The following is a 20,537-nucleotide window of genomic DNA, read 5'->3' as shown; positions in this document are numbered from 1 at the left end:
GCAAACGATCTCATCCGGATGGGCCTTAGCGGCCCCAGCGGTCCGACCAGATCTTCTCGCCGATCAGGCAATTCACGCGCGGCTCCTTCGCCTTCTCCGCGACGTGCATCACCGGACGCTCGGGCGTGCGGCCGGCGACCTCCATCAGCAATTTGGTCCGAATCGCCTCCTTGAACTTGTCGCGATCCTTGATCGCGATCACGAAGGAGCCGGGACCGCCGACGACACAATCCTCGTAGTAGTAATCGAGATTGTCGATATCCATGGTTGAATAGGACGGCTCCTTCACCATGATCGGCAGGCCGTTGATGATGATGCCCTTCTCGAGCGCAGCATCGCGCGCCACGGTCACTGGCCCGCCATTGTTGTTCGGACCGTCGCCGGAAATGTCGATGACGCGGCGGAGCCCGTGATAGGGATTCTCGTCGAACAGCGGCATCCCGAATCCGATCGCGCCCGAGATCGAGGTACGCGAGGCGCGACGGATCGGCGTCTTCATGATCTCGGCCGCGACCGCGTCTGCCGTCTCCGGTCCGTCGATGAGGCGCCAGGGGATGATGATCTTCTGATCGCTCGACGCGGCCCATTCGAAGTAGGTCACCGCGATCCTGCCGTTCGGGCCGACCTTCAGCGCTTGTAAAAACTCCTTCGACTGGATCGCCTGCGCATAGCCTTCGCGCTGGATCGCAAGCTCGTCCATATCCATGGAATAGGAGACGTCGACCGCGAGGATCAACTCGACGTCGACCGACTGCGCATCACCGTCGGCCGCCTGCCGCTGCTGCCTTGACGGTTCGAATTTCGGCGGTTCAAATTTGGGACTTGGTGCCGCGATCCCCGCGACGTCCCCTCCGGCAAACACACCGGCCACCAGCACAGCCCCGATCGAGAACAGCAACCGCATCGCAGTCTCCCGTCGAACGACGCGATGGTGACATGCAAACGCCTTGCCGCAAAGCGCGAAGATCGCTTGTGCTTCACATTCAAGTTAGGCTTTTCACAAACCAGCTCGAAACCGCCGCCATGTCGCCACGCTTGCGCCGTCACGCATTCGCGCTACGGGACAGAGCGTTCCGCCCCACTTGTCCCCTACGATTTCCATGCTAGGCTGATATCACAGATGGGGATGGAGTCCCCCGACAACCGCCCGTCGGTCGTGCGACCGTAGTGGGCTGATGACTCCTGCTTGAGGTGAGGCAATGAGCCTCTGCCTTTGGCGGGAGCATGGACAGACCCGCCGGTGGCGGGTTTTTTGTTGCCTGAAAGCGAAGGCCAAGGGGATGTCCAGAACGTGAAAGCAATGACGTGAAGGCAACGACGTGACGACCATACCGAAAGCTGCACGAACCAGGCTGCCCAGGGGAATCTGGGTGCTCGGCTTCGTCTCGATGCTGATGGACATCTCCTCCGAGATGATCCACGCGCTGCTGCCAGTCTATCTCGTCACCGTGCTCGGCGCCTCCACGCTCACCATCGGCTTCATCGAGGGCATCGCGGAGGCGACTGCCTCGATCACGAAGATCTTCTCCGGCGCATTGTCGGACTGGCTCGGCCGCCGCAAGCTGCTCGCGGCCCTCGGCTACGGGCTGGCCGCGCTGACTAAGCCGCTGTTCCCGCTCGCCCCCAGCGTCGGCTGGCTGGTGGCCGCGCGTTTCATCGATCGCGTCGGCAAGGGCATTCGCGGTGCGCCGCGCGATGCGCTCATCGCCGACATCGCGCCCGCCGGTCTGCGCGGCGCCAGCTTCGGCCTGCGGCAATCGCTCGACACGGTCGGCGCCTTCGTCGGGCCGCTCGTCGCGATCGGCCTGATGTGGTGGACGGCGGATCATTTTGCCGCCGTGTTCTGGGTGGCTGTGGTGCCGGCGTTCTTGTCGTTTGGCCTGATCGCGTTTGCGGTCGACGAACCGGAACCTGATGCGAGCCGGGAGCCGGCGAAGAACCCGCTGAACACAGCCGCGATGCGGCAGCTTGGAGCCGTCTACTGGCGCATTGTCGCGATCGGCGTCGTGTTCACGCTCGCCCGTTTCAGCGAGGCCTTCCTGATCCTGCGCGCCCAGAACATCGGCCTCAATGCGATGTGGGTGCCGGCGGTACTGGTGCTGATGAACATCGCCTACGCGCTCTCGGCCTATCCGGCCGGCGTGCTGTCGGACCGGATCAACCGCACTGCCCTGCTCGCGCTCGGCCTCGTTTTTCTCGCCGGCGCCGACCTTGCACTGGCGCTGCTGCCGAGCCTGACCGGCCTTGCCCTCGGCGTCGTGCTGTGGGGCCTGCATATGGGATTGACGCAAGGCTTGCTCTCGGCGCTCGTCGCCGATACTGCACCACCCAGCCTGCGTGGCACCGCGTTCGGCTATTTCAATCTGTTCACCGGTCTTGCGATGCTGGCGGCGAGCGTGATCGCCGGCGCACTGTGGGATGTCTATGGTCCGGCGGGCACGTTCCTCGCCGGTCTTGGCTTCGCGCTGGTCGCGCTCACGGGACTGCTTACGGTCGGCGGCGGGCTGGCAAGGGAGAACTGACGATGCACGGCGCGAAACGGGGGACGAGACGTTGAACATTCAATTCATTCTGGCCGTCGCGATCGGCGGCGCGCTCGGGTCGGTCATGCGCTATCTCGTCGGGATCGGCTCGGCCCGGCTGTTCGGCACTGATTTTCCCTGGGGCACCCTCATCATCAACGTGACTGGATCGTTTCTGATCGGCATTTTCGCCGCGTTGTTCGCGACCCGATGGAACCTGCCGCAAGCCGCACGGATCTTCCTGACCGTCGGGATTTGCGGCGGATACACGACATTCTCGACGTTCTCGCTGGACGCCTGGTACCTGGTCGAGCGCGGCCAATCATGGGCCTCGGCCATCTACATGATCGCATCAGTGGTGCTGTCCGTGGGCGCCCTCATTGCCGCGATGCAATTCGTTCGCACGCTTCCGTAACGGCGTACGATCGGACATCCCTGCCCATCCGCGACAGCATGATCGTGAGGGACCCGTCCAGCTTGGAGACGCACACGGTCCTGCGGTATAATGAACCTGCTGTTAGCTCGCAGGGCCGGGGCGCATCAGGACACGATGAACGACACCGTCACCACACCGAAGACGCGGACCAGGACCAAGGTCGAGCGGCCGAAGCTGCACAAGGTCATCCTGATCAACGACGACTACACGCCGCGTGAGTTCGTCACGATGATCCTCAAGGCCGAATTCCGCATGACCGAGGATCAGGCTTACAAAGTCATGATCACTGCGCACAAGCTGGGCGCCTGCGTCGTCGCCGTCTTCACCAAGGACGTGGCCGAGACCAAGGCCACTCGCGCGACGGACGCCGCCCGCACCAAAGGCTATCCGCTGCTGTTCACGACGGAGCCGGAGGAATAGGCCGCTAGCTGCGGCTGCGGCGCGAACGCCCCGCCTTGCGCGCATTGCTCGCGGGCGGATGCTCTCGAACGTGGGTCCAGAACGCTTCGGCCGCCGGCGTCAGTCGCGATCTCGGACGGAACACGTGGATCTCGATCGGAATCTCCCACCCCTCTCCGCCGGCCCTCACCAGTTCGCCTGATGCGAGTTGATCCGCGATCAGGCTTTGCGGAAGCCAGGCCATGCCGCGGCCGGCCTGGACCATGGTGACGAGAAGTTTTGCCAGATGTGACGTAAATGCCGGCTTCAGGTGCGCTCCGAGCGGCGAGGTCGAGCGTACCGCGTCGAGAATCTTTCCCATTCCGGACTCCCCACGGTAATTCAGGACCTGCACCGGCGCGGCTTCCGTTCCTGGCAGCTTGAAGCGGGGGGCCTTGCCGGATCGCGAAGCCGGCACGGACGCCGGAATCAGGCAATCGTCACCGACGTGGACGGACTTGAACTGAGCTGTCGTGAGTGCGCTGACCACGGCGGGATGATGGTGGCAGAGCAGGAAATGCACCTCGCCCGCCAGAAGCATGCGCTCGCACGCTTCCATATGGTTGGCGACGAGCTGAACGTTCGGCACGAACGACAGCGTCGCTTCGACATGCCGCAACCAATCCGGAAAAAACGTCAGCGACAGCGCGTTGGTCGATGCGAATTTCAGCACGTCTGACGCGCCGCGCGCGAGCTCCTGCGCCTCCAGGCGGCCTGCGGACAGGCGGCGGATGATGTCCTCGGCGGTCAGGCGGAACGCATCACCCGCAGGCGTGAGACTCACCATATGTGTCGTGCGCTCGAACAGCGCGGCGCCAGCCCAGACTTCCAGCGCCTTGATCCGGCGGCTCAGCGCCGGCTGCGACGAATTCCGCTGCTCGGCGGCGCGCGAAAAGCTGCGAGTCGACGCCACCGCAATGAAATCGTGCAGCCAGTTGATCTCCATGGCCCCAGTCCTGCTTATGCAAATTCTGCATAATCATATCATGAGGTGACATTGGATTTCCACTGGGGCGGCCTGCACCCTCGAAGAAAGTCAGATTCCGCTTTGGAGAGATCGAATGTCAGGGCGCACGCTCTACGACAAGCTGATCGACGCGCATGTGGTCCGCAAGCTCGACGATGACGGGCTGGTGCTGCTCTATGTCGATCGCACCGTGCTGAACGAATATACCAGCCCGCAGGCCTTTGCCGGCCTGCGCGCCGCCGGACGCAAGGTGTGGAATCCGTCAGCAGCGCTGATGGTGGTCGACCATGTCAATCCGACGGCGGCGCATCGCACGCGCGAGATGCCGGACGCCGAAGCTGCGCGGCAGGTCGACTATTTCGCCGACAACGCGCGCGACTTCGGCATCGAGTATTTCGATATCCTCGATCCGCGCCAGGGCATCGAGCATGTCGTCGCGCCCGAGCAGGGACTCGTGATGCCGGGCATGGTGATCGCCGCCGGCGACAGCCATACCACCGCCTATGGCGCCTTCGGTGCACTGGGCTACGGTATCGGCACCTCCGACATCGAGCATTATCTCGCGACCTCGACGGTGCGGTACCGCCGCCTGAAGACGATGCGCATCAATGTGACCGGACGCCCGCCACTCGGCGTCGCGCCGAAGGACGTCGTGATGGAGATCATCCGGCGCATCGGCGCCGATGGCGCCACCGGTTATGCGGTGGAGTTCGCCGGCCCTGCCGTCAGGGAGATGAGTGTCGAAGGACGAATCGTGATGTCGATCATGGTCGTCGAGGCCGGCGCGCGCGGTGTCGTCATCGCGCCCGACCAGAAAGTGCTCAACTATCTCAGGGCGCGCCCGCGCGTGCCGAAGGGCGAGATGTGGGACCGCGCCGCCAAAGCCTGGCTGCAGCTCCGTTCCGATCCCGATGCTGGCTTCGACCGTGAGATGACGATCGACGCTGGCGACGTCGCACCGCTGGTGACCTGGGGCACGAGCCCGGACCAGGCGATCGCGGTGACGGATCGCGTCCCTGATCCCGACAGCAGCGCCAACGCCGATCGCAAGACGGCGGCGATGCGCGCACTTGCCTATATGGACCTGACGCCGGGAATGCCGATCCAGTCGGTGCCGATCGATTTCGCCTTCATCGGCTCATGCACCAATTCGCGCATCGAAGACCTTCGTGATGCCGCTCACGTCTTCAGAGGACGCCACGTCGCGACGGGCGTCCGCGCCATCGTCGTTCCCGGCTCGACGCAGGTCCGCGCGCAAGCCGAGGCGGAGGGGATCGCCCAGATCCTGATCGACGCCGGCGTGGAGTGGCGGCAGTCCGGCTGCTCGATGTGCCTTGCGATGAACGACGACATCCTCGCGCCCGGACAACGATCGGCCTCCTCGACCAACCGCAATTTCGAGGGCCGCCAAGGGCCTGGCGCGCGCACGCATCTGATGAGCCCGGCGATGGTCGCGGCTGCTGCGGTCACGGGCCGCATCACCGATGTGCGCGACTTGATCGGAGGAGATTGGCCATGACGCCGTTTGATCGTGTCTCCGGCGCGGCCGCGCCGATGACGACGCCCAATATCGACACCGACGTGATCATGCCAAAGATGTTCCTGAAGGGCGTTGATCGCAGCGGGCTCGGTGACGGCGCCTTCAACCTGCTCCGCTTCATCGACGGCAAGCCCAATCCCGACTTCGTGCTGAACCAAGGCGGCTATCGCGACGCCTGTTTCCTCGTCGTCGGCCCGAACTTCGGCTGCGGCTCCAGCCGCGAGCATGCCGTGTGGGGGCTTCAGCAACTCGGCATCCGCGCGCTGATCGGCACCACCTTCGCCGGAATCTTCAACGACAATTGCGCCAACAACGGTCTGCTGACGATCAGCCTCGATGCTGCCACGGTCGGCACCCTCGCCGCCATCGTGGCAAGCCCCGCGAGCAATCGCCTGACCGTCGACCTCGCGCAGCAGACCATCCGCATCGACGGCGGCGGCACCATCCCCTTCGCGATCGAGCCTGCGCGGAAGGAGGCATTCATCACGGGACGCGACGCCATCAGCTCGACGCTCGCATTTGCAGATGACATCCGTGCCTTCGAGGCGCGGCACCGGGCAGACAATCCCTGGTTCTGAGGATGCGTAAGCAAACAACACAAATCGAAAGAGGGAGGCATTCTTGACCGATACCACCATGAAGCTGGCGGAAACGACGCAATCATCGGCGCTCGCAGCGCCAAAGATCGGCCCGCTGCCGATCACCGTCTATGTCCCCGCAGCGCTCGTCTGCGCGGTCGCGGTCTATTCCGGGAGATTGCCGAATGACGTCATCGGCGGTCTCTCGGTGCTGATGCTGCTGGGCTTCCTGCTCGGCAAGCTCGGCCAGACCATTCCTGTCGTGAAGCGGATCGGAGGCACAGCGATCATGTGCCTGTTCGTGCCATCAGCGATGGTCGCCTACGGCCTGATGCCGGAGACGGCGGTCAAGGCGATCACGACGACGTTCCGCACCGCCAACTTTCAGTATTTCTTCATCGCCTGCCTCGTCGCAGGCTCGATCCTCGGCATGCCGCACCGCGTGCTGGTGCAGGGCTTCATCAGGATGTTCGTGCCGCTGCTGGTCGGCACGCTCAGCGCCATCGCCATCGGCATCACGGTCGGATTGCTGTTCGGCCACAACCCAAAGGAAACGTTCGTCTTCGTGATCATCCCGATCATCGGTGGAGGCCTCGCCGAGGGGGTGCTGCCGCTGTCGATCGCCTATGCGGAGATGCTGCACCGGTCGCAGGCCGAACTGGTGGCGCAGATGGTGCCAGCGGCGCTGCTCGGCAACGTCGTCGCCATCGTCGCGGCCGGCCTCCTTGCCCGTCTCGGCGAAAAGCGGCGCGACCTCAGCGGTCAGGGCATGCTGGTGAAGACCGGTGATGACGACATTCTTGGCCCTGCGCGCTCCGACCACCCGATCGATCTCGGTCTCCTGGGCGCCGGCATCGTGCTGTCCTGCGTGCTGTTCGTGCTCGGCATGGTGCTCGCGCCCTATACCGGCATTCCCGGCCCGATCCTGATGATCATCGCGGCGGTCGCGCTGAAGCTGACGAAGTTGTTGCCGGCCGAGATGGAGCTCGGCGCCTACCAGATCAACAAATTCATGTCGACCAACCTCACCTTCGCGATCCTGGTGGCGATGGGAGCTCTGCTGGTATCGTGGCAGCAACTCGTCGCGTCATTCAATCCTGGCTACGTCGCGGTCTGCACCACGACGGTGCTGGCGATGGTGACCTCGGGCTTCTTCGTCGGCAAGTGGCTCAACATGTATCCGGTCGAGGCCGCGATCGTCACCGCCTGTCATTCCGGGCTCGGCGGCACCGGCGACGTCGCCATTCTCGGCGCTGCGGACCGCATGGGCCTGATGGCCTTCGCCCAGATCGCAACCCGCGTCGGCGGCGCCATCATGATCGTGATCGCGACACTCGCGATGAAGATCGTGTATTGAGACGCGTTGGCGCGGCGGCAGATGATCGGAGAGACATCGGCCGCCGCGTCACGCCATCACCACCGGCGTCTCCTCAGCCAGCCCGTATACACGCTGAGCCTTCGAAAACCCCGCGATCGGAAAATCGCCGAGATTGCGCCAGTCGTGCCGGCAAACTTTGGCGAAGCCCTCCGAGACCACGACCGTCCTTCCCAGGCGGCCCGCGATCTTCTCCAGCCGTGCCGCGAGATTGACGGCGGGGCCGATGCAGGTGAAGTCGAGCCGGTTGCCGCCGCCGATATTGCCGTAGAGAATGTTGCCGACATGCAGCGCGACGCCGAAGCGGAAGCGCTCGATGACGTCGCCGACCGGAAAGGCCAGCGCCTCGACACTGGCGCGGGATTCGCGTGCTGCTTCCAGCACGCGTGTACAGACATGCTCGGTATCGCCGATATATTCGTCGATCGGGAACACCGCGAGCAGGCCATCGCCCATGAACTTCAGCACCTCGCCGCCATGGCCACGGATCGCCGTGACCTGGCAGTCGAAGTAGTGGTTGAGGATCTCGACCACGGTCTCCGCCGGCAGCCGGTCTGACAGCGCGGTGAAACCGCGCAGATCCGAGAGCCAGATCGCGGCTTGCATGGTGTCGTTGTGGCCGCGACGGATCTGGCCGCCGAGGATGCGCGCACCGGCGCGGTTGCCGACATAGGTGTCGAGCAGCATTTCGGCGGTGCGGCGCAGGCTGACGATCTCGCTGACGCGCGCAAGCGGCGCCATGATCATCCGGATCACCGCGATGTCGTCGTCGCTGAAGCCGCCGGGTTGCTGCGTGATCCAGCTCGTCGCATGGATCGAGCCGTCGAGAAACGGCATCGGCACCGCGATGTAGTCGGTGACGCCTTCGGCGCGCATGTCATCGAGGAACGGGAACCGTCTGCTGTCGGGATCGTCCATGCGGCCCCGCACCTCGATCCCCTGCTCGAACACGATACGAAGCGGGCTCTTGGCGAATTCGGGCGACTCCAGAATCTCGAAATCGACGGTGCCCATTTCGACCTTCTGGCCTTGCCGCCAGATGAAGTTGCGGCCGAAAATTTCCGGATGCAGCGTGCGGATGAAGATGCCGAAACGCGACAGCGGCAGGCCGGCGTCGACCAGCTGCTCGCAGACGGCGCCGACCATGTCGGCCGAGGTCCCCGAGGTCCTCGCCCCGTCAATCAACCAATTCAAGACACGTTGGAGCCCGGACCTGTCCATGGCGGCATTTGCGGACGAAGTTGCGGAATCGTCAAGCCGCGCGGTGGGCTGGTACCGCGATAAGAAGACCTAGCGCCCGACCTGCCCGCGATCACGCAGGAAATGGTCGGCCAGCACGCAGGCCATCATGGCTTCACCGACCGGGACGGCGCGGATGCCGACGCAGGGGTCGTGGCGGCCCTTGGTGAAGATCTCGGTATCAGCGCCCTTGCGATCGACGGTGAGGCGCGGCTGGAGGATCGACGAGGTCGGTTTCACCGCGAAGCGCACCACGATCGGCTGTCCCGTGGAGATGCCGCCCAGAACGCCGCCGGCGTGATTGGACAGGAAGCGCGTGCCATCATTGCCGGTGCGCATCTCGTCGGCGTTCTCCTCGCCGGTGAGCTCGGCGGCACCAAAGCCGGCGCCGATCTCGACGCCCTTCACCGCGTTGATGGTCATCATGGCGCCCGCCAGATCGGAATCGAGTTTTGCATAGATCGGCGCGCCTAGTCCTGCCGGCACGCCTTCGGCGACCACCTCAATGACAGCGCCGATCGAGGAGCCGCTCTTGCGGATGCCATCGAGATAGGTCTCGAAGAACGCGGCCTTGTCCTTGTCTGGACAGAAGAACGGATTTTTGGCGATCTCGTCCCAGTCCCATTTCGCGCGGTCGATCTTGTGCGGACCGATCTGCACCAGCGCGCCGCGCACCTTGACGTCGGGCAGCACCTTTCGCGCGATCGCACCGGCGGCGACGCGCATCGCGGTCTCGCGCGCCGAGGAGCGGCCGCCGCCGCGATAGTCGCGCAGGCCGTATTTCGCCTCATAGGTGAAGTCGGCATGTCCAGGGCGAAACTTGTCCTTGATCTCCGAATAGTCCTTGGAACGCTGGTCGGTGTTCTCGATCAGAAGCCCGATCGGGGTGCCCGTCGTCACCTGCACACCGGTCTCGGGATGCGCCATCACGCCGGAGAGGATTTTGACCTGATCCGGCTCCTGGCGCTGGGTCGTGAAACGCGACTGGCCGGGCCGGCGGCGATCCAGGTCCTGCTGGATGTCGGCCTCGACCAGCGGGATCATCGGCGGGCAGCCGTCAACCACGCAGCCGATCGCCACCCCATGGCTCTCGCCAAAGGTGGTGACGCGGAACATGTGGCCGAAGGTGTTGAAGGACATTGTGAGCCTGTAAGTCAGTTCTATCCCGTGTCGTAACGCGCCCTGAAATGAGGGTCAAATGCCTCCCACGGTATCTTCTTCGCCAGCTGGCGGGTCGGATCGATCGACTTGACCAATGGCCAACCTGTCAGTGATGTGTCCGAACAGGTGTCAGCCACGTCTTCGGACTAAACCACGAGCCCGGGCATGACGGCGGAGGGTCGAGCGGCCCATTGGCTTAGCTGTACTTATCCAGCCGGCCGTCTCGGAACACGTAGACGGTGCCCTGCTCGATATAGAGCTCGGCGGCGCTGGCCGGCGTCTCCAGGCCGAGCGACACCATCAGGGCCCGGCAGGTACCGCCATGGGCGACCGCAACGGTGTCGGTCCGGAGTTCGTCGTACCAGGCGCGCACGCGCACCTGCACATCGGCATAGGTCTCCGCGCCCGCAGGCCCCACCGTCCATTTGTCGGCGAGACGCCTGGCATAGATGTCGGGGTCGTTTGCCTCGCTCTCAGCCAGCGTCAGCCCTTCCCAGACGCCGTAGCCGATCTCGCGCAGGCGATCGTCCAGTGCATAATCCGCAACAGGCAATTCGAGCTTGCCGCGCGCCAGTTCCATGGTCTGGCGCGCACGGCCGAGCGGGCTCGACACGTAGGGCAGCGCCGCCTTGTCACGGCCGTCACGCCTCAAGAGATCGGCCAGGATTGCGCCGGCCTGAATGGCCTGGGCGCGACCGCGCGCGTTCAGCGGAATGTCCTTGGTGCCCTGGAGCCGTCCGAGCGCATTCCACTCGGTCTCGCCGTGGCGAAGATAGTAGATCGTGGGCGCGGGCATTTCGGGTGAAGATTAGTCCTTGCCGCCGATCGAGACATCAGGGGCGTCGGGGCGCTTCATGCCGAGCACGTGGTAGCCGGCATCGACGTGATGCACTTCGCCGGTGACGCCACGCGCGAGGTCGGAGAGGAAATACAGCGCGCTGTCGCCCACCTCCTCGATCGTCACGTTACGGCGCAGCGGCGCGTTGACCTCGTTGTATTTCAGCAGAAGGCGTGAATCGGCAATGCCGGCGAATGCCAGCGTCTTGATCGGCCCCGCGGAGATCGCGTTGACGCGGATCGCCTTCTCGCCGAGATCGGCGGCCAGATAGCGCACGCTCGCCTCCAGCGCCGCCTTGGCGACACCCATGACGTTGTAATTCGGCATCCACTTCTCGGAGCCGTAATAGCTGAGCGTGACGATCGAACCGCCGTCGGTCATCAGCTTCTCGGCGCGCTGCGCGACCGCAGTCAGCGAATAGCAGGAGATCAGCATCGACTTGGAGAAATTGTCCGCGGTGGTGTCGACGTAACGGCCCTCGAGCTGATCCTTGTCGGCGAACGCGATCGCGTGCACGACGAAATCGATCTTGCCCCACTTCTCCTTCAGCACGTCGAAGACCGCATCGATCGTCGCGGCGTCGGTGACGTCGCAATGGCCGAGCATGAGTGCGCCGAGTTCGGCGGCGAGCGGCTCGACGCGCTTCTTCAGCGCGTCGCCCTGGTAGGTGAGCGCGATCTCGGCGCCGGCGGCCTGGCATGCCTTGGCGATGCCCCAGGCGATCGAGCGGTTGTTGGCAACGCCGAGGATGACCCCGCGCTTGCCCTGCATCAGACCTGAATTCTGCGCCATTTGCTAACGTCCTGTAGCTCTCGTTAAGATCTGGAGGTACACTAGCGCTTTCCTGCGGTACAGTCCTAATACGCTGCGTTAACGCTGTTTCCAGCACCGGAATAGCCGTTCCATTCGGGTGTTATGATCGTTATAGGCGCTCGCGCCGAACGGCAGGACATCAAAGACGGCATGAGTGCGTTTCGCCAGAGTGTAGAAGCCATGATCCCCGCGTTGCGCCGCTACGCCCGCGCGCTGACGCGCGACGCGGATGCGGCCGACGATCTGGTGCAGGACACGCTGGTGCGTGCATTGCGTTCGGAACGATTGTTTCTCGGAGGCGACGTCAGGAGCTGGCTCTACACGATCCTGACCAACCTCAACAAGAACCGCCGGCGCTCGCTGGCTAGACGGCCGCAATTCATGCAGCTGACGGAGAACAATCCGGATGCCAGCGGAACGGAGGCCGAAGGGCGCGACATCGAGCGGGCACTCTCGACGCTGGTCGAGGAGCAACGCTCGGTGCTGCTGTTGGTGATGCTGGAGGGCATGAGCTACCGCGAGGTCGCCGACATCCAGGGCGTGCCGATCGGTACCGTGATGTCCCGCCTGGCGCGCGCCCGCGCGCACGTTAAAGCATCGCTGGAGGGCGAGCGCCCCGCGCTCAGGCGGGTGAAATGATGGCAGGATTGATGCACCGCGCGTGGCGCATTGCATGGAAAGAGAAGCAGTGCAGTTGAACCGCGTCAGATTTTTTAGGCCGCAGAGCCAGAGACGATCGATATGAACGACCGCAATATTCCAGTGACCGAGGACGAACTTCACGCCTATGTCGACGGCGAGCTGCCGGCCGAGCGCCGCGCCGATGTCGAGGCCTGGCTTGGCGCCCACCCCGAGGATGCCGAGCGCGTGCACTCATGGCGCACCATGGCCGAGATGCTGCACGCCCGTTACGACGGCGTCGCCCACGAGCCGGTACCGGCCCGGCTGGAGCTCGAACGGCTCGAGCGCCGTCCGCGGCAGTGGTTCTATGGCGCTGCTGCGGCCGTGCTGATCGCTTTCGTCGCCGGCGGCACGGCCGGCTGGGTGGCGCATGGGGCAAAGGCCGCTCCGTCGACCTTCCAGAGCTTCACGGAGGATGCGCTCGACGCCCACCGCCTCTACGTCGTGGAGGTCCGCCACCCCGTCGAGGTGCCCGGCAACGAGCGTGACCATCTTCAGGCCTGGCTCACCAAGCGCTGCGGCTGGACCGTGTTCGCACCGAACCTTGAGGCGAGCGGGCTGAAGCTCGTCGGCGGCCGGCTGCTGCCGGGGCCGAGCGGCCCGGCGTCGTTCCTGATGTATGAGGGCCCCTCGGGCGAGCGCTTCACGATCTACACCGCCAAGACCGGGAGCGGGGCCACCCAGATGCGCTACGCCAAGGAGGACAAGAACGGATCACTGTTCTGGGCCGATCGTGGCGTCGGCTATGTCGTCACGGGCGGCGCCGACCGCGATCGCCTGACCAGGGTGGCGCAGGCCGTGTACGACCAAGCCGAGAAAAACGGCGGCTAGACAACCGCGCAAGACGCCGTGCCTCGATTCCGTCATCGAAAATTTGGAATCAAGACATGTGTGCGTCTCATTATCGCACCGGGTGTTCACGCGATTATGAGTGGCGTTCGATCCGCCGATCGACGCGGGCGGCCTCGATTGGGGTTTTTGGTACCGCGCTGGTCCCCCTCTCGAGGCCGCACCTTTTTATCGGCTGCCCCGCCGGACATCCGACACGTCGAGCGTCGAAGCGCTACCACGCTCCGCGTGTATGATGAGCATCATCCGTTGGGAGATGCGCTAGGCCTTTAGGAGAACCCCTTTAGTTCCAATCTCGCCCTAAAGCGCGATGGCTCGCGCTTTAGCCTACTGTTTGTGCATGATCTTTTCGGAACACTTTTTCCGGATCATGCGTCAGCCAAGCCCGCTACGTGGATTGTAGGGGTGTTGGTCCCGCCACTTCACCATCAATGCTTCAAGCTCGGCGTCGTTCCCGTCCGGTAGCATAATCCTGATGGTGACGAAGAGATCCCCGGTTCCGCCGGATTTCGGCAAGCCCTTGCCTTTGAGGCGGAAGGTCCGACCGCTGGAGGTGTTTTTCGGGACCGACAGCTCCACGGCATTGCCGAGCGTGGGCACGCGGACCTTGGCCCCGAGCACCGCCTCGTACAGCGTGACCGGCAGCTCGATCCGCAGATCCGCCCCCTCGATCTTGAAGAACGGATGCGGCGCGATGCTGATGGTGATCAGGAGATCGCCGGGCGGATGGCCCTGCGCGGTTTCGCCCTGCCCACGCAGCCGGATCTGCTGGCCCTCGATGACGCCGGCCGGAATCTTGACGTTGAGTTCCTTGCCGTTCGGCAAACGGACGCGCTTCTCGCTACCCTTGACCGATTCCTCCAGCGAGACGGACATGGCGACGTTGACGTCGAGATCGAGCCCGATCCCACCAGTGTCGAATTCGAACTGGGCACCCCCGCCGGCCCCGGGCCGCGCACCGCGCATCCCGCCGCCGAACATGCTGTTGAGGATGTCCTCGAACGCGCCGCCGCCCTGACCAGGACCCGCGCCGCCACCACGGAAATTGTAGCTCTCGAACCCGCCGGGACCTGCGCGACCGCGCGGCCCGCCGCCCCCCGGAAAGCCCTGAAAGCGCGGCTTGCCGTCGGCATCGATCTCGCCGCGATCGAACTGCTTGCGCTTGTCCTCGTCGCCGATGATCTCGTTGGCCGAATTGATCTCGGAGAAGCGCTCGGCCGCCTTCGGATCATCCTTGTTGCTGTCGGGATGATGCTTCTTGGCCAGCTTGCGATAGGCGCTCTTGATCGCGGCAGCGTTCGCGCTCCGCGGCACCCCCAAGACCTCATAGGGGTCGCGCATCCGTCACGTCTCCTCTTGGGAAATCGAAATGTCTAAAGGGGCCAGCTCGCCCCCACCTGAGCCTCATGTGGGGAGCGAGTGGCATTTTTGCAACTAGTCAGTCGAGCCGAATCCTAGCTCCGCCACGGCTTTAGCGTATGAATCTCCCAACGGCCACGGCTGCTTTGGCAGCCGGCGCCCTGGAGCCAGCTTTCGGTGGTGCCGTTGACATAGCTCGCCAGGAAGTCGCGGCACTTGCGGCCATCCTCGGCAGCATAGGATTGCGCGATCGGTGTCACCGAGCCGCGGGCGCCGGTTTCCGGATTCTCCCAGTGCTGACTGGCGTCCTTGTCACCCTTGCTCAGCACGTCGGAGGCGGCATTGCGGGCGAAGGCGAGATCGGTCTCGGTCGGCGGCGCGTCCTTCGCCGGCCGCGCGATCGATCCAGTGAGATCACTGTCGTCGGCCTTGGCATAGGCGTTGGTGTCGGTGCGGGACAGGCTGCAACCGCCGGCGCCGAGCCCGATCAAAATCATCGTCACGACGAAGCCCGACGCCCGCATCGCCGATAGGCCAACGCGTCCCCATGCCCTATATAGGGCCGTAGCAGACAACAGCGCGCTTTGGGCCGCGGGACGCAATTCGGACTCCAGACATGACCGACACGACCTCGATGAAACACCAGACACCCTTAACATCCGGTGATTTCACGGCCGCCGACGAGCCATTTGCGCTGTTCGAGGCATGGCTCAACGAGGCGATCAAGAGCGAACCGAACGATCCGAACGCCATGGCGCTCGCGACCGTCGATCAGGACGGCCTGCCCGACGTGCGCATGGTGCTGATGAAAGGCTTCGATACCGAGGGTTTTGTCTTCTACAGCCACATCGCAAGCCAAAAGGGCCGCGAACTCGCCGCAAATCCTAAGGCGGCTTTACTCTTTCACTGGAAGTCGCTGCGCCGTCAGGTCCGCATCCGCGGCAACGTGACGCCGGTGACCGATGCCGAAGCCGACGCCTATTTCGCGACGCGACCAAAGCAGGCGCAGATCGGTGCCTGGGCCAGCAAGCAGTCGCAAGAGCTGGAGAGCCGCTTCGCGTTCGAGCAGGCCATCGCCAAGGTCGCGGCCAAGCACATCATCGGCGAGGTGCCGCGGCCGCCGGGCTGGAGCGGCTGGCGCATCACGCCTGAGCGCATCGAGTTCTGGCACGACCGCCCATTCCGTCTGCACGATCGCATCGAATTTCGCCGTGACGCGGCCGGCCAGCCATGGTCCAAGACGCGGATGTATCCCTAGAGCCTTCTCTCGATCCTTGGGCCGACCTGAAAGATGTCCATGCCGCATTCGTCCAATGCGCCGCGCCGCACGCTGCTCCTGACCGGAGCAAGCCGCGGCATCGGCCACGCCACGGTGATCCGCTTCTCGTCGGCGGGCTGGCGCGTCATCACCTGCTCGCGGCATCCCTTCCCCGAGGATTGCCCGTGGGACGCAGGTCCCGAGGATCACATCCAGGTCGACCTCGGCGATCCCCAGGACACCGCGCGGGCGATCTCCGACATCCGCAACCGCCTGGAGGGCGGCATGCTGCACGCGCTGGTGAACAACGCCGCGATCTCGCCGAAGGGCCCGGGCGGCTCCCGCCTCGGCTCGGTCGATACCGACCTCGACACCTGGACCCACGTCTTCCACGTCAACTTCTTCGCGCCGATCATGATCGCGCGCGGATTGATCGAGGAATTGAAGGCGGCCAAGGGCTCGGTCGTGAACGTCACCTCGATCGCAGGCTCGCGCGTGCATCCCTTCGCAGGCGCGGCGTATGCGACCTCGAAAGCCGCGCTTGCATCGCTGACGCGCGAGATGGCGTCGGACTTCGGCCGTGTGGGCGTGCGCGTCAACGCGATCGCGCCGGGCGAGATCGACACCTCGATCCTGTCGCCGGGCACCGAAAAGATCGTCGATCAGCAGATTCCGATGCACCGCCTCGGCACGCCGGACGAGGTCGCCAAGATCATCTACGTGCTGTGCACGGACACCTCGTCCTACGTCAATGGCGCCGAGATCCACATCAATGGCGGCCAGCACGTCTAGGCGTGGTGACGCATAGGTCGAGGGGATTTGCCGCGGAAGGCGGAAAGCAAGGCGATCCAGACAACGCCGCCGCAAGACTGGATCGCCCGCCCTTCCTTCCGCTCCTCAATCCAGGCGAATTCGACGCGACCGTTCGCGCAGCCTCAACGTTGCAGCATTTGGAGCTGCGGCTGCGTTGAAAGCAGTCGAGCAGTCGTCGTCGTTCTCGCCATCGAGCAGCGGAGCACCACAGTGCCGGCACATGCGCGCCGACAACGACGGCGCCTTGCCGCTCGCCATGCTCTGACGATAGCTCGTCAGGTCGATGACGTTGCGGGGCGTCGTTATGTGTTTTTCAACCATGGTTGTTCCTCGCGGCTAACCCGTTGCTTATCGCAGACAAGTTTCGCGCAAACGTTCAGCCCACCGCTCAAATTTTACCGGAGGAATTGGGGCACGGCACACACATCACGGCGCAGCCGCAATGACGATCTATTCTGCGACACCATCGGCCTTGTCTGTGCAACCGGCGTAAGGTCTCGGTCACTATTTTCGGAAGCGCCGCAAGCTCAGAGCCACTTCTTCCACTTGAAGATCCAGTACGGCACGATCGCCGCGATCACCATCAGTACCAGCGCGAACGGATAGCCATGCGTCCATTCGAGCTCCGGCATCGACTTGAAGTTCATGCCGTAGATCGAGGCGATCAGCGTCGGCGGCATCAGGACAACGGCCATGACCGAAAACAGCTTGATGATGTTGTTCTGCTCGAGATTGACGACGCCGAGCATGGCGTCGAGCACGAAGGTGATCTTGCTGGAAAGATAGGAGGCGTGGTCGGTCAGCGAGGCGACGTCGCGCTGCATGGTCTTGAGCTGTTCGCGCATGTCCTTGGACCATTTCACGCCCTCGACCACCGCCGACAGGAACGTGACGACGCGACCGATCGACACCAGGCTCTCGCGAACCTTGGAGGTCAAATCGCCCTTGCGGCCGATCGAGATCAGGATTTGCGAATATTGCTTGGCGTGGCCGTGGCGCTCGCTCTCGGGCTCGAAGATGTCGTGCGAGACCTGGTCGATCTCCATGCCGCAGCGTTCCAGAATGTCGGCGCAACGGTCGATCACGGCGTCCAGGAGTTCCATCAGCACCATTTCGCCGGTTATCGCGGGGGCGCAGGCCCGGGCCAGCTTGGCCTCGACCAGGGCGAACGGCTTCGGCTGGTCGTAGCGCACCGTCACCAGCCGGTGGTCGCCGAGGATGAAGGTCACGGCCGTGGTCCGCGGCATGTCGGTGTCGGATTGGCACATCAGCGTCGCGGTCATGTAACGCGCGCTGTTCTCGATATAGAGACGGCTGGAGATCTCGATCTCCTGCATGTCCTCCCGGGTCGGGATCGCGATCCCCAGCAGGCGCTCTACCGCCTTGTCCTCGGCCGCGGTCGGGTTGACCAGATCAACCCACACGGCGTGGTCGGGCACCGCCTCGAGATCGTCGACGACGGCCTTCTTCAGGGAGGAGTCGGAGGGAACGAACACAGAAAACATGAACAGCTCCGGGGGAAGGGCCTGCGACAGAATGACAGCCCTTAGCGCGATTCTGACAAGTTCATGATGACAACCACATTAACGGAAGGTTTGCATTTGTGGCGGCGGCGTGTCTCAACCGTGTCATGAAATCGACAGCTGTGCTTTTCGCGCCAGAAAGCCGGCCTAGGGACACAAAACTTGCGGCAAAAAAGCCACAGGTTGGGTCTCGCAGCGCGGGATAAGCCCCTAAACGCTGGAATTGTGGCAGATTTCAACGATAATGAAAGCAACGGAGTCGAAGGCCGTGGGTGCTACGCTCAGGACCTGCGCGGTATTGTTTTGATTGGAACCAAACCATGTCGTCGCTGAAAGTTATGTTGGGAGTGTTGGCTGCCGGCTTCATGCTGTCGGGCTGCATGCAGGCCACGCATTACGAAGCCACCAACACCCAGAATTTCAAGCCGAAGGACAAGGAACTCCTTGCCAAGATCCGGTACGAAAATACACCGGTGGCCGAGCCGTTCCGTCGCGCCATCGTCGACTATCACCGCAAGGAATCGCCGGGCTCGATCGTGGTCGATTCCGACAATCACTACCTCTACTACGTGATGGATGGCGGCAAGGCGATCCGCTACGGCATCACCGTCGGCGAAGAGGCCATGGCCTGGTCCGGCATTGCCAAGGTCGGCAGCATGACCGAGTGGCCGGCCTGGCACCCGACCCCGGGCGAGATTTCGCGCCTTGGCGTGCCGACCTACGTGGCGCCCGGTCCGGACAATCCGATGGGCTCGCGCGCGATGTATCTCTATTCGGGCGGCAAGGACACGCTGTTCCGCATTCACGGCACCAACCAGCCTGAATATATCGGCGCTTCGATCTCGTCGGGCTGCATCCGCCTGACCAACGAGGACGCAATCGACCTCTACAGCCGCGTCAAGGTCGGCACCATCGTCGTGGTGCTCGAGCCGAAGCACGGCGACTCGCCCTACAATTCGCGCCTCGCGCTCCAGGGCGGCGGCGGCAATACCAGCGCCTACTGAGCGGGCCTTGCTTGAGGCTTTTGAAAAGCGCCGGTCTCACCGGCGCTTTTTTGTTGGCTTGCTCCTGCCCGTATCGGCCGTGGATTTGTCCGCCGGTGCGGCAGGTTTCGCGCTTTCCTGATCGTCAGCCTGCTCCTTGCCACCATCCTTAGCGCCATCCTTGGCGCCCTCTGACTTGGCCGCGACCTCACGTGGCGGCGCCTCCTCGGGACGCTCGGCCGGCAGCAGGGGAGCAATTTGGGGCAAGGGGTCCCAGACGTTCCATTGGCAGATCCGGTAGTCGTTGCGCCGCTGCGCGAGATCGAGATGGATGTGGTCCTCGTGGTACCAGTCCGAGCCCGGGCCGAGCACGGTGGAAAAGCGCGAGCAGACCGAATGCAACACGCGCTCGCGTACGTCGCGGGATAGGGTGCGGTCGGTCAATCCGATCGACTGCCCGTTGGCGAGCTTGAGCGAGCGGACGTCGAGCGCATTGGCCTTGCCGTGCTCGGACAGCATCGCGCCCACAACACGGTTGCGGCCGCGGCACTCGAAGCTGTCGAAATTGTCGAGATCGGTGATGGTCGAGCCGAGGCTCGCGGCCAGCGGCACCATGTCGGTGCGCACCCAATCCGCGATCGCAGTCGCCATGGTGCAGCGAAGGATCGCCGCTGGCTTGACCGCAACCTTGCGCTTGTCCGGCAGCACGATCGCTTCCAGCCGCACCAGATCCACACCACCGCACGCGCCGGGGCCGCGGATATCGGGAATGGACGGCGCAACCGCGATCTCCTCGGTCAGCGCAAGCCGGCAGGCCGAGAGTTGCTTCTCGGGAGGCGGCGCAGCCTCGGCCGGCTTGTTGGCGGGCTTATCCGCAGAGGCCTTGTCGTCGGCCTCCGGTGCAGCCGCGTCCGCCTTCGGAGCCCCCTCGGGGCGAGGCTTTGGTAGCGGTATCTTGGTGGCGTGAACGCTCTTGCGCGGTCGTGGCGTACCAAAACCAAAGATATCGAGCGGCGCAGCATGATTTCTTGCCTCCGCCCGATCCGCGAGCACAAGCGCCAGCCCTACCACAGCGGTAACCATTGCCGCGCCAGCGGACATATTGCCGCGACAAGACCATTTGCGGCGAAAGTCCGGCAGGCTAAAACTCATGACAATTCTTTG

General features: G+C 64.0%; 22 protein-coding genes and 1 riboswitch. Of the genes, 11 read left to right on the top strand and 11 right to left on the bottom strand.

Annotation, left to right across the window (positions count from 1 at the left end; translation table 11 throughout):
• Nucleotides 1–25: 25 nt before the first annotated feature.
• Entirely contained in the window at nucleotides 26–904 is an 879-nt protein-coding gene (locus tag JQ631_RS01640) for a DUF1194 domain-containing protein (RefSeq protein ID WP_212323405.1), read from the bottom strand.
• Between the two features lie 209 nt (nucleotides 905–1,113).
• Nucleotides 1,114–1,192: riboswitch (Fluoride riboswitch) on the top strand.
• A 127-nt stretch (nucleotides 1,193–1,319) separates the two neighbouring features.
• Between JQ631_RS01640 and JQ631_RS01635 the strand changes: the two genes are divergently transcribed.
• The 3 genes from JQ631_RS01635 (at nucleotide 1,320) to clpS (ending at nucleotide 3,378) form a co-directional block, all read left to right on the top strand.
• A complete protein-coding gene (locus tag JQ631_RS01635) occupies nucleotides 1,320–2,522 on the top strand; it encodes an MFS transporter (protein ID WP_212323404.1) in 1,203 nt (400 codons plus the stop codon).
• A 31-nt stretch (nucleotides 2,523–2,553) separates the two neighbouring features.
• The gene (crcB, locus tag JQ631_RS01630; RefSeq protein ID WP_212323403.1) at nucleotides 2,554–2,937 is read left to right on the top strand and encodes a fluoride efflux transporter CrcB; all 384 of its coding nucleotides are present in this window, start codon (nucleotides 2,554–2,556) and stop codon (nucleotides 2,935–2,937) included.
• 135 nt (nucleotides 2,938–3,072) lie between these two features.
• Nucleotides 3,073–3,378 carry an ATP-dependent Clp protease adapter ClpS gene (clpS, locus tag JQ631_RS01625; RefSeq protein ID WP_148752581.1) on the top strand — a complete coding sequence of 102 codons (306 nt, stop codon included), beginning with the start codon at nucleotides 3,073–3,075 and terminating at the stop codon, nucleotides 3,376–3,378.
• 4 nt (nucleotides 3,379–3,382) lie between these two features.
• Here clpS and JQ631_RS01620 read toward each other — a convergent pair whose 3' ends face one another.
• Nucleotides 3,383–4,342: a LysR family transcriptional regulator gene (locus JQ631_RS01620; protein WP_212323402.1), complete on the bottom strand. Its 960-nt coding sequence runs from the start codon at nucleotides 4,340–4,342 to the stop codon at nucleotides 3,383–3,385.
• Nucleotides 4,343–4,457: 115 nt separating this feature from the next.
• Here JQ631_RS01620 and leuC point away from each other — a divergent pair, with 115 nt between their 5' ends.
• Genes leuC through JQ631_RS01605 form a run of 3 tightly spaced genes read left to right on the top strand, consistent with a single transcriptional unit; the run spans nucleotide 4,458 to nucleotide 7,838 of the window.
• Complete coding sequence (gene leuC / locus JQ631_RS01615) at nucleotides 4,458–5,882, top strand: 3-isopropylmalate dehydratase large subunit (RefSeq protein WP_212323400.1); 1,425 nt, start codon at nucleotides 4,458–4,460, stop codon at nucleotides 5,880–5,882.
• Complete coding sequence (leuD, locus tag JQ631_RS01610; protein ID WP_212323398.1) at nucleotides 5,879–6,481, top strand: 3-isopropylmalate dehydratase small subunit; 603 nt, start codon at nucleotides 5,879–5,881, stop codon at nucleotides 6,479–6,481. The genes leuC and leuD overlap by 4 nt, the downstream gene beginning before the upstream one ends.
• Nucleotides 6,482–6,524: 43 nt before the next feature.
• On the top strand, nucleotides 6,525–7,838 hold the full coding sequence (locus JQ631_RS01605) for a 2-hydroxycarboxylate transporter family protein (protein ID WP_212323397.1): 1,314 nt from the start codon (nucleotides 6,525–6,527) through the stop codon (nucleotides 7,836–7,838).
• A gap of 48 nt (nucleotides 7,839–7,886) precedes the next feature.
• On the opposite strand, the gene JQ631_RS01600 is transcribed toward JQ631_RS01605, so the two are convergent.
• From JQ631_RS01600 to fabI, 4 genes are all read right to left on the bottom strand, one after another.
• Complete coding sequence (locus JQ631_RS01600; RefSeq protein WP_212323394.1) at nucleotides 7,887–9,077, bottom strand: adenylate/guanylate cyclase domain-containing protein; 1,191 nt, start codon at nucleotides 9,075–9,077, stop codon at nucleotides 7,887–7,889.
• Nucleotides 9,078–9,146: 69 nt separating this feature from the next.
• Nucleotides 9,147–10,235, bottom strand: coding sequence for a chorismate synthase (aroC, locus tag JQ631_RS01595; protein ID WP_212323393.1), 1,089 nt, complete (start codon nucleotides 10,233–10,235; stop codon nucleotides 9,147–9,149).
• A 217-nt stretch (nucleotides 10,236–10,452) separates the two neighbouring features.
• Nucleotides 10,453–11,052: a histidine phosphatase family protein gene (locus JQ631_RS01590; RefSeq protein WP_212323392.1), complete on the bottom strand. Its 600-nt coding sequence runs from the start codon at nucleotides 11,050–11,052 to the stop codon at nucleotides 10,453–10,455.
• Nucleotides 11,053–11,064: 12 nt separating this feature from the next.
• Nucleotides 11,065–11,886, bottom strand: coding sequence for an enoyl-ACP reductase FabI (gene fabI, locus JQ631_RS01585; protein WP_212323390.1), 822 nt, complete (start codon nucleotides 11,884–11,886; stop codon nucleotides 11,065–11,067).
• A 171-nt stretch (nucleotides 11,887–12,057) separates the two neighbouring features.
• Between fabI and JQ631_RS01580 the strand changes: the two genes are divergently transcribed.
• On the top strand, nucleotides 12,058–12,546 hold the full coding sequence (locus JQ631_RS01580; protein WP_128953175.1) for a sigma-70 family RNA polymerase sigma factor: 489 nt from the start codon (nucleotides 12,058–12,060) through the stop codon (nucleotides 12,544–12,546).
• Nucleotides 12,547–12,648: 102 nt separating this feature from the next.
• Nucleotides 12,649–13,419, top strand: coding sequence for an anti-sigma factor family protein (locus tag JQ631_RS01575; protein ID WP_212323388.1), 771 nt, complete (start codon nucleotides 12,649–12,651; stop codon nucleotides 13,417–13,419).
• Between the two features lie 393 nt (nucleotides 13,420–13,812).
• Here the strand turns inward: JQ631_RS01575 and JQ631_RS01570 are convergent, their stop codons facing one another.
• Together JQ631_RS01570 and JQ631_RS01565 are read right to left on the bottom strand one after the other, a co-directional pair.
• Nucleotides 13,813–14,778, bottom strand: a complete 966-nt coding sequence (locus tag JQ631_RS01570; RefSeq protein ID WP_212323384.1) for a DnaJ C-terminal domain-containing protein — start codon at nucleotides 14,776–14,778, stop codon at nucleotides 13,813–13,815.
• A 113-nt stretch (nucleotides 14,779–14,891) separates the two neighbouring features.
• On the bottom strand, nucleotides 14,892–15,293 hold the full coding sequence (locus JQ631_RS01565) for an RT0821/Lpp0805 family surface protein (protein WP_349644995.1): 402 nt from the start codon (nucleotides 15,291–15,293) through the stop codon (nucleotides 14,892–14,894).
• Nucleotides 15,294–15,412: 119 nt separating this feature from the next.
• Here JQ631_RS01565 and pdxH point away from each other — a divergent pair, with 119 nt between their 5' ends.
• Together pdxH and JQ631_RS01555 are read left to right on the top strand one after the other, a co-directional pair.
• Entirely contained in the window at nucleotides 15,413–16,054 is a 642-nt protein-coding gene (gene pdxH, locus JQ631_RS01560; RefSeq protein WP_212323382.1) for a pyridoxamine 5'-phosphate oxidase, read from the top strand.
• 39 nt (nucleotides 16,055–16,093) lie between these two features.
• The gene (locus tag JQ631_RS01555; RefSeq protein WP_212323381.1) at nucleotides 16,094–16,846 is read left to right on the top strand and encodes an SDR family NAD(P)-dependent oxidoreductase; all 753 of its coding nucleotides are present in this window, start codon (nucleotides 16,094–16,096) and stop codon (nucleotides 16,844–16,846) included.
• Between the two features lie 105 nt (nucleotides 16,847–16,951).
• Here JQ631_RS01555 and JQ631_RS01550 read toward each other — a convergent pair whose 3' ends face one another.
• Together JQ631_RS01550 and JQ631_RS01545 are read right to left on the bottom strand one after the other, a co-directional pair.
• On the bottom strand, nucleotides 16,952–17,188 hold the full coding sequence (locus JQ631_RS01550; RefSeq protein WP_212323379.1) for a hypothetical protein: 237 nt from the start codon (nucleotides 17,186–17,188) through the stop codon (nucleotides 16,952–16,954).
• Between the two features lie 206 nt (nucleotides 17,189–17,394).
• Nucleotides 17,395–18,372, bottom strand: coding sequence for a magnesium transporter CorA family protein (locus tag JQ631_RS01545; protein ID WP_212323372.1), 978 nt, complete (start codon nucleotides 18,370–18,372; stop codon nucleotides 17,395–17,397).
• Between the two features lie 338 nt (nucleotides 18,373–18,710).
• Between JQ631_RS01545 and JQ631_RS01540 the strand changes: the two genes are divergently transcribed.
• Nucleotides 18,711–19,394, top strand: coding sequence for a L,D-transpeptidase (locus JQ631_RS01540; protein WP_212323371.1), 684 nt, complete (start codon nucleotides 18,711–18,713; stop codon nucleotides 19,392–19,394).
• 36 nt (nucleotides 19,395–19,430) lie between these two features.
• On the opposite strand, the gene JQ631_RS01535 is transcribed toward JQ631_RS01540, so the two are convergent.
• A complete protein-coding gene (locus JQ631_RS01535) occupies nucleotides 19,431–20,525 on the bottom strand; it encodes an extensin family protein (RefSeq protein WP_212323368.1) in 1,095 nt (364 codons plus the stop codon).
• Nucleotides 20,526–20,537 lie beyond the last annotated feature (12 nt).

The sequence above is a fragment of the Bradyrhizobium manausense genome, from assembly GCF_018131105.1.
GTDB lineage: Bacteria > Pseudomonadota > Alphaproteobacteria > Rhizobiales > Xanthobacteraceae > Bradyrhizobium > Bradyrhizobium manausense_B.
Note: the sequence above shows the minus strand (reverse complement) of the source record. Positions and strands in the feature narration are given on the sequence as shown.